This is a genomic window from Novosphingobium sp. (assembly GCF_036803765.1).
Classification (GTDB): Bacteria; Pseudomonadota; Alphaproteobacteria; order Sphingomonadales; family Sphingomonadaceae; genus Novosphingobium.
This window is the reverse complement of the sequence record NZ_DAIRTS010000020.1, coordinates 70,790-78,016: the sequence shown is the minus strand read 5'-3', so window position 1 is coordinate 78,016 and position 7,227 is coordinate 70,790. Positions and strand designations below refer to the sequence as shown.

The window sequence follows — 7,227 nt, the reverse complement described above, 5'->3', positions numbered from 1 at the left end:
CGGCGTCCGAGCGGTGGGCGACGAGCACTTATAGCGGGCTGATGTGCCCGTGGACCGATCAGGCCAACCAGACGACGGTGGTGGTGTTCGCCAACCCCAATATCCAGATGAACGCCTACATCCTGGGTGACTACATCACCGGGGATGCCGCCACCGGGTGGTATCTGCGCACGGCCACCAATGGGTTTACCCAGCGCTGCGCGCCGGGCGACCAGTCCGCCTCGATCACCTTGCCTTCGCGGGGCAACGGCTCCTGGCTCTGCCTGGTCATCACCGAGGACGCCACCTCGGTCCGCGTCAAGAGCGGCAACCTTGCAACGTCCGTGTCGCCCGTGGCGCGGGTCCCGTCGGGGCGGCGTCGATCGATCGGCAATCGCGCGCTGACGGACTTGACCTACCAGACCGGCTTGGAGGTCGCCGAAGTCGTTCACATCCCGGCGACGGTCGACGATGCGGAGATGGTGAACCTTTACAATCGCGCCAAGGCGCGTGCGGCTCTGCGCGGGCTCGCAGTCTTGTGACTGGGCATGACGCATTGCGGCTCGTCACACTGGCTTTTTTCTGCGGCGCTGCATTTTTGTGGACGGCCTGGACCACGATGTGCGTGATTGCGCTTCGTCGGGATCCTTCCGCCACCACCTTTGAGCGCATGTCGCGGCTATGGCCGTTGACGGGCGCAGTTCCGTTGATTGGCCTGACTTACGCTCTGTGTAGGGCAGGACGATGAACCAACCTACCCACCAGGAGATCGTCCAGCGCATGAGTGGGCTCGAGACGCGGGTCGACGATCTGATCAAAGCCGTCGAGGCCATGAACAGCTCGCTGACCGAAGTGAAGGACGGCGTCGAGGAAACCCGCGAGATTGTGAAGGCCTGGGAAGCCGTCAAGATGAGCGGCAAATTCGTAAAATGGCTCGGCGCCCTTGCCGCAGCAATCGCGGCGATCGTCATCGCCATCAAGGGCGGCATCGCCCTGGCGATCAAGTAACCCCCCATCGGAGACATCGTTATGCCTACCCTGCCGCCGGCGTACCGCTGGCTGATGACGCTTGCCCAGCGTCCGCGCATGATCGACGAAGCCCTGAAGCTCTACGGCACTGCCGAGGTGGCCGGCGCCGGCAACAATCCCACCATCCTCGCCTGGGCCACCGAGATAGGCGGCGACGTCGCGCGCGAATATCGCGCCGACAGCATTCCGTGGTGCGGGCTATTCGCCGCGGTTGTGGCCAAACGCGCCGGCAAGCCGCTGCCTGTGGCGCCGCTGTGGGCGCTGAGTTGGGCGAAGTTCGGCACGCCGGCGTCGGCGCCGATGCTGGGCGACATCGTGACCTTCAAACGCAACGGCGGCGGCCACGTCGGCCTCTACGTCGCCGAGGATGCAACCGCCTACCATGTGCTGGGCGGCAACCAGGGCGATGCCGTGTCGATCGTGCGCATCGCCCGCGAACGGCTCTTCGCCGCGCGCCGGCCGCCCTACCAGGTGCAGCCTGCCACGGTGCGCCCCTTCCGCTTGGCCGCGAACGGCCTGCTTTCCACGAACGAGGCCTGACATGACCCCTGACACTCCCGATTTCGATACCTCGGGCATCGGCGACGATCCCATCATCGTGCCCGCGTCGCCTCTGCGCGAGCAGCTGCTGACGGCCGTGCGGCAAATCCTGCCGGCCGCCGCCGCCTTCGCGGTGGGGCGGCACTGGCTGGCCAACGACACCGCCGCACTACTCGCCGTGATCGGCACTGCCGGGTGGGCGATCATCGATGGGCAGCGCCGTACGCTCTCGCGCAGCAAGAAGCTGATCCGCCTCGCCTCGGCCGCGCCGGATACCGTGGCGGTGCTGAAGTGATCGGGCGGTGGATCAACACGGCGCTCACCGGCCTCCGCGCCTTTCTCAGCATCTGCATCGTGCCCTGGGCAATGATCGCCACGGCAGGATTCGTCATCCAGACAGTGCGGATCGACGGCCTGCACGTCTGGCCGATCAAGATCACCGGTCTGCTCGCCGAACGTGACCTGTGGCGCAGCGCCGAACACGACTGGCGCCGCGCATTTCAGATTATGCGGAGCAGCTACGACGTGGTTCACACCGCGATCGTCGGCCAGACCGCCGGAGTACGCCTTATGAAGGCTGAAAGCGACGCCAAGACCGTGGCCGGCAAGGCGGCGCTGGCCGAAGCGGTCGCGGACGGAGAGGTGCGGGAGAGGAGCGCGCGTGCGATCGATGCGGCGCCGTCCACCAGCTGCAGAACCAGCGATGCAGTCATGGCTGCCAAAGGAGAACTATGATGCGCTACATGATACTCGGCGCCGCGTTGATTTTGGCCGGATGCGCGGCGAAGCGAACGCCGCCGCCCGCGATCGAGGTCCGCGTCGAGCGCGTCGATGTGCCCATCCCGGTGCCTTGCGTCGATCGCTCGGACATACCCGCATCGCCAGCGCACGTTGGCGACAAGCTAAACCGCGATGCGGGGCACGATAGCAACATTCTAGCAGCGGCGAACCTGCGGCTGCGCAACGCCTTCGACAAGGCCGTGGCGCTGCTCATGGCGTGCGTGCGGTAATGGCTGCAACTTCAGCGCGCATCGGCTTCATCATGACGGATCTTCGCCGGGCCGTTTCGGAGAGCCCCGAGACCAAGGCGCGGTATGGCGACGACGCGCGGCAAAGCGAGGACCCGATCGAGACCTTTTTCGATAGCGTGGCGGATGCGCAAAAGATCGCCGATGAGAGGCAAGCGCTGCTGTCTCGCGAACGACGGCGCTTCAAGGTCACCGCAAAGGCGGCCGATGAGTTCGCGCATGTTGACGTCGCAGACGGGATTCCTGTCGCCCGTTACGTCGACCGAGAGGCCGATGCCGACACCAAGATGCTGGTTGCCGACATCATCATCGATCTTGGCCGCCAGTCGTCCATCACCACGCTCTGGGGGTAACCGTGGCCCAAATCCGCAAGCCGTTCTTCGTTCTGCCGCTCGATTTGGGCACAATGGTCTGCAGCGCTGCCGTGGCGGGGCACCCGGTCTTCAATCTGAACCGGCACAAGGCAATCGGCCTGACTTGGCAGGCGGATGCCACTGAAGGTCTCTGGGCGCGTGGGGCTTTACCTGCCCCGGCCTCGATCGACTTTGCGGCGATGGTCTCGGCTAACGCTCAGCCAGGCACTTACTATCGTATCCGCCTTGGCGATACGCAGGCGCAGGTCGACGGCGGCGCGGCGCCGTACGACAGCGGCCCGCTGCCATTCATCAGTCCTGCCATCACCCGTGAGGACGGCCTATACCACTCGCATCTGGAGTTGCCGCTGCAGACTGCGCGATGGTGGCGCATCGATGTCTCAGGCCATCTCGGAACCTTCGAGGCTTCGCAGCTCGTGCTGGGTCAGAAGCGAGAGCCCAGCAGGTTCTACAACTTCGATTGGGAGTATGGCGTCAAGGATCTGGGGGACCTGACCATTGGCCCATGGGGCGTGATGGACGAGCAGCCCGGCCTCATCTTCCGAACGCTTAGCTTCACTCTGGCATGGCAGTCGGAGGCCGAATTCGAAGGCGTGTTCCGGCCGCTGATCGAGCGTGTGGGACGGAGAGGCATCATCTACTGTGCCTTCGATCCCGAGCCCACGGCCTATCGCCAGGCGCGCACCTTCATGGGCGTATTCGACAAGCCGCCGTTCGCGAAGGGCGTGCGGAAACCACGCACCTTCACTCAGGACTTCGTCATCACCTCGATGATCTGACTTCGCCGGTAGGCCTCTCCTTGCCGGCGCAGGGCGGGGTGGCAGAGGGCACGCTGTCACCCCGTCACCCAATATGGTTTCACTTTCAGTCGAGGATAGTCTTACGACGCTCGGATTTACGAGCAAGGTCTTCACATGCGTTTAGAAGGGATGCGACCGCACTCGAATAGAGGCGGTATTTCTCGTCATGTTGCGCATTTAACGCACCTTGCTCATCGAGCTTCTCCGATTGCCGAATGCGCAATGCCCAGACAAGCATAACGGCAGTGTTCTCAGATACGCGTGCAGCTGCCTCGCGCAACTCCGGAAAATAGACCCGGATCGTCGCATACATTTGTGGCGTATCCGGAATCGGGTCAGGAAGGTCCATGTCGTTGACGCCATTCCGACAGGATTGATCCACCCACTCATGGTGGGCGAAAATGTTCAGGACCAGCTTTTCCAAGCGGAGTTTCTTAGCTTGGCTGTCTTCGCGACGAACCTTCAAATAATGCGCCAGGGGCGGCCCGACCAAGCCACCAGCAACAGCGATAAAGCCGCCAACGACAACGGGCGCTAGTTGAGACAGCATCGTCATGCCACGTCCTTCCTAAGCGACCACCTCAGCTTCTTCGTAACCATCGACCGGGCGCGCATGTGCCAGTCGAAAGCGTCCATCACGGCGAAGCGCATCGCAGCCTCGTCGTCTTGCCGCTCTACCACGGTAGCCCTCACCACATCGAGACCGTCCCTATCGGTAGGGGTCGACGTCGTCACGGCGATCCACGCACCGCCGGCGGTCTGGAATAGCTCTAGGGCAATCCGTAGCGGCTCGCGCCCGCGGATCTCGAACTCGTCGCTGCACAGCAGCCGTGCCCAGGCTTCTATGGTAGGCCCTTTGGCCTGGACAATCTCCAGCCGTTCGTAGCCCTCCTGCTGCTCGGCGCGCTTTAGGGCCCGGCGAACGTCCTGTTTCGCGCGGGAGATGATCGAGGTGATCTCCTGCTTGGCCTGGTCGTCCAGCTGATTGATCGGATTCGGCAATTCGACAATCACGTCGACGCCATCCGACTGCTTCACGTTCGACTTCATGCCGCCTTCCTCCAGTGATGTGCGTTGGTCTGCTTGACCTTCTGCCAAGCTGCGTTCCGATTTCGCCGGTAGGGGGCCTCAGCATCCTTGAGCATGAGCCCTTCCCCCTTTGTGGCCCAGACGCGCCGAGCCTCCCCCAGAACGTCCCCCACATCGGACACCCACAGATCCGGCAGAATGGGGCAGCTGGTGCGCCAGGCATCGTCTCCACGACTGCCGGGGCGCCATTCCCACGATAGGGCCTCGTCGTCGTCCACTGCGCGCGCCAGATCCTGCAGCCGGGCCTTACGAGCGTAGAGGGGCAAATCGGTCCCGCCTGCATTCCACTCGTCGAGGGATAGGCAATCGAAGAGATGGAAGACCCCGGCCTCCCCTCCCCGTCGCCAGCCGCCCTCGCACCATGCCTTTGTCGCGGCGAGCGATCCATCGACCTGGAATTCGCCGTCAAAGACCATGGCCTGCCCAGCGGCGCGCTCCATCAGCGCAAGACGATAGAGGATGTGGCCAGCCCCCTCGATGAGCTGTCCTCGGCGCGTGAACAGGCGCGGAACACCATCGATGCCTGCGCAACGCAGCCCTCTCCAGCCGTCCCGCTTTTCCTCGGCCATGAGGCCGTCGGCCGGCATATCCCCGCGCCAGTCGACGGCAAGTTGGCATAGGCTGTCCGGCATGTCCGTTCCTTTCGATGCTCTGCGAATCCGGCCGGGGCGAGCGAGCCCGGCGCGCTATGAATACGCGCCCCGTTTATGCCGCGATAGGGGGGTGTCGACGCTGGCCTCGACACCCCGACTTCACCGATAGAGCTATGCCGCGATGCTCAGCCGCCGCACCGCCGCCTCCGCTTTCGTCACACGCGACACCATGGTTTCGAATTGGTCCGCCATCTGCTCGAGCGCCATCGTCTGCCGATCGGCGCGGGCCGTGACCGCGGCAAGCGCGGTGCGCGCCTGGTCGCGTTCCTGAACCAGCCGGGCAAGATCGCTCGCGCGTTCCGGCATGCATGGGTCCGCCATATCCCGGCGTAGCTGGGCAATAGCTGCGTTTGCCGCGTCCAGCGCCCGGCTTTTCAGGTCGGCCTCTGCTCGACTGGCCGCGATCATGCGGCGAGCGCGCTGCGCGGCGGCAAGGCGCCGGTTCCGGCCTTTCCTCCCGTTGCGCGCTTCATCTGCCCATTTCTCCATGTTCGTATGCTTCGCCACGAGCTGAGCCTCGAGGTTTTGAACCTTCGCCACGAACCCGGCGCGAAGATCTTCGGCGCGCTTATCCGCCGTCCGTGCGGCCTCTTCCGCTTGCCGGGCCGTGCGGTTGGCTACGCGTCGTCCGTTCCGTTCGGCCCATGCCCGCCGGATTGAACGCTCATGCGCGGCGGTGCGCTGCGCGCGCGGTAGGCGCGCTGCAGTGCGCGGCTCGCGCGCGGTAGGGGCGTACTCAGACTTCACCGATAGGGCCGCGATTGTACGCTCGAGCGCTTCGACCCTGGCTGCTATCTCGGAAAGATCGATAGGGGCGGTATCGAGCATGCCAGCTTCGCTTGGTCCAATGGCGTCAATTTCCGGCTCAGGGGCACCGCTGAGCGCTTCGACCGGCTGCGAAGCGTCTGCGGTAGGGGCAGCATCCTCGCACGGCTGCAGACCCAGCAGGGCGGCAACGTTGTCGCGCATGCCGTAACTGTTGTTGATGGCCGCGATCGGCACGACGCCATGGCGCACAATGATTGCGAACCACTCCGGAATTAGGTGGTCGCTGGCATAGTGCGTTTCGGGATAATCCCCCCGATATGCAGGCCGATAGCTCCGGCGCCCATAATAGGCTCGCGTGGCCAGATCTTTGTCAGCGGCCAGGCGCCAAGAGATATAGCTAGCGACCATCCCGCCATCCCCCTCTTCAAAACAGTTATCCAAAGCGCGGCGCCCCATGCCCGGTTTTTCGCCGGTCAACATTTGCAATGCACGGTTGCCGCGCCCAATGGCACCGCGCGTAAACTTGGGTACGTCTGCGGTAGGGGGTGCCACTGCAGCAGCGGCCGGTGCGGGTGATGTTGCCGGATCAACCGGCACAGGCGCGACATTGCGCCGCGTGGCCTTGACCGGCTCCAGCCCGCACCAGTCACGCACCTGTTTCGCCGTCGCCGGGATCCCCCCGCGCTTGTCCTGCGGTAGGGTCATGGTGCGCATCACGTTGCCTGCATCGTCCAGCAGCTCACACGTCGCCACTTGGGCTTGGCCATACCCAGGCATATCCACGATATAGCGGCATTCCGCACGGCTCCAGATGCCGGCAAGATGATACTCCACGCCGGGCGGAACGTGCACGCCGTCGCGCTCTGCAATCCAATCTAGATAGGCGCGCATTTCATCGGCCGTGGCGGCGCGGGGCTTGGGGTTCAGATTGTTGCATCCCCGGTGCACGTCAAAAAGGTTCATAGTC

12 protein-coding genes are annotated in these 7,227 nt (G+C 64.1%); 8 read left to right on the top strand and 4 right to left on the bottom strand.

All coding sequences use genetic code 11. The features are described from left to right. The 8 genes from V7Q48_RS13605 to V7Q48_RS13570 all read left to right on the top strand — a co-directional run. A partial coding sequence (locus V7Q48_RS13605) for a hypothetical protein (protein WP_333838798.1) occupies positions 1-521 on the top strand: 521 nt, incomplete at its 5' end. A 202-nt stretch (positions 522-723) separates the two neighbouring features. Further along, positions 724-987 (top strand): hypothetical protein, encoded by a 264-nt coding sequence (locus V7Q48_RS13600; RefSeq protein WP_333838797.1) that lies wholly within the window; start codon positions 724-726, stop codon positions 985-987. Positions 988-1,065: 78 nt separating this feature from the next. Beyond that, positions 1,066-1,548, top strand: a complete 483-nt coding sequence (locus V7Q48_RS13595; RefSeq protein WP_333838796.1) for a TIGR02594 family protein — start codon at positions 1,066-1,068, stop codon at positions 1,546-1,548. A 1-nt stretch (position 1,549) separates the two neighbouring features. Continuing rightward, positions 1,550-1,843, top strand: coding sequence for a hypothetical protein (locus V7Q48_RS13590; RefSeq protein ID WP_333838795.1), 294 nt, complete (start codon positions 1,550-1,552; stop codon positions 1,841-1,843). Then, the gene (locus V7Q48_RS13585; protein ID WP_333838794.1) at positions 1,840-2,283 is read left to right on the top strand and encodes a hypothetical protein; all 444 of its coding nucleotides are present in this window, start codon (positions 1,840-1,842) and stop codon (positions 2,281-2,283) included. Before V7Q48_RS13590 ends, V7Q48_RS13585 begins: the two co-directional genes overlap by 4 nt. Continuing rightward, positions 2,280-2,558: a hypothetical protein gene (locus V7Q48_RS13580; RefSeq protein ID WP_333838793.1), complete on the top strand. Its 279-nt coding sequence runs from the start codon at positions 2,280-2,282 to the stop codon at positions 2,556-2,558. Before V7Q48_RS13585 ends, V7Q48_RS13580 begins: the two co-directional genes overlap by 4 nt. Next, complete coding sequence (locus V7Q48_RS13575; RefSeq protein ID WP_333838792.1) at positions 2,558-2,929, top strand: hypothetical protein; 372 nt, start codon at positions 2,558-2,560, stop codon at positions 2,927-2,929. Before V7Q48_RS13580 ends, V7Q48_RS13575 begins: the two co-directional genes overlap by 1 nt. A 2-nt stretch (positions 2,930-2,931) precedes the next feature. Further along, the gene (locus tag V7Q48_RS13570) at positions 2,932-3,729 is read left to right on the top strand and encodes a hypothetical protein (protein ID WP_333838791.1); all 798 of its coding nucleotides are present in this window, start codon (positions 2,932-2,934) and stop codon (positions 3,727-3,729) included. A gap of 85 nt (positions 3,730-3,814) precedes the next feature. On the opposite strand, the gene V7Q48_RS13565 is transcribed toward V7Q48_RS13570, so the two are convergent. The 4 genes from V7Q48_RS13565 to V7Q48_RS13550 all read right to left on the bottom strand — a co-directional run bounded on the left by V7Q48_RS13565 (position 3,815) and on the right by V7Q48_RS13550 (position 7,223). After that, positions 3,815-4,306 (bottom strand): hypothetical protein, encoded by a 492-nt coding sequence (locus tag V7Q48_RS13565; protein ID WP_333838790.1) that lies wholly within the window; start codon positions 4,304-4,306, stop codon positions 3,815-3,817. Continuing rightward, the gene (locus V7Q48_RS13560) at positions 4,303-4,800 is read right to left on the bottom strand and encodes a hypothetical protein (protein ID WP_333838789.1); all 498 of its coding nucleotides are present in this window, start codon (positions 4,798-4,800) and stop codon (positions 4,303-4,305) included. Before V7Q48_RS13560 ends, V7Q48_RS13565 begins: the two co-directional genes overlap by 4 nt. Next, entirely contained in the window at positions 4,797-5,471 is a 675-nt protein-coding gene (locus V7Q48_RS13555) for an ATP-dependent DNA ligase (protein WP_333838788.1), read from the bottom strand. Before V7Q48_RS13555 ends, V7Q48_RS13560 begins: the two co-directional genes overlap by 4 nt. Before the next feature lie 132 nt (positions 5,472-5,603). After that, positions 5,604-7,223, bottom strand: coding sequence for a hypothetical protein (locus V7Q48_RS13550; RefSeq protein ID WP_333838787.1), 1,620 nt, complete (start codon positions 7,221-7,223; stop codon positions 5,604-5,606). Positions 7,224-7,227 lie beyond the last annotated feature (4 nt).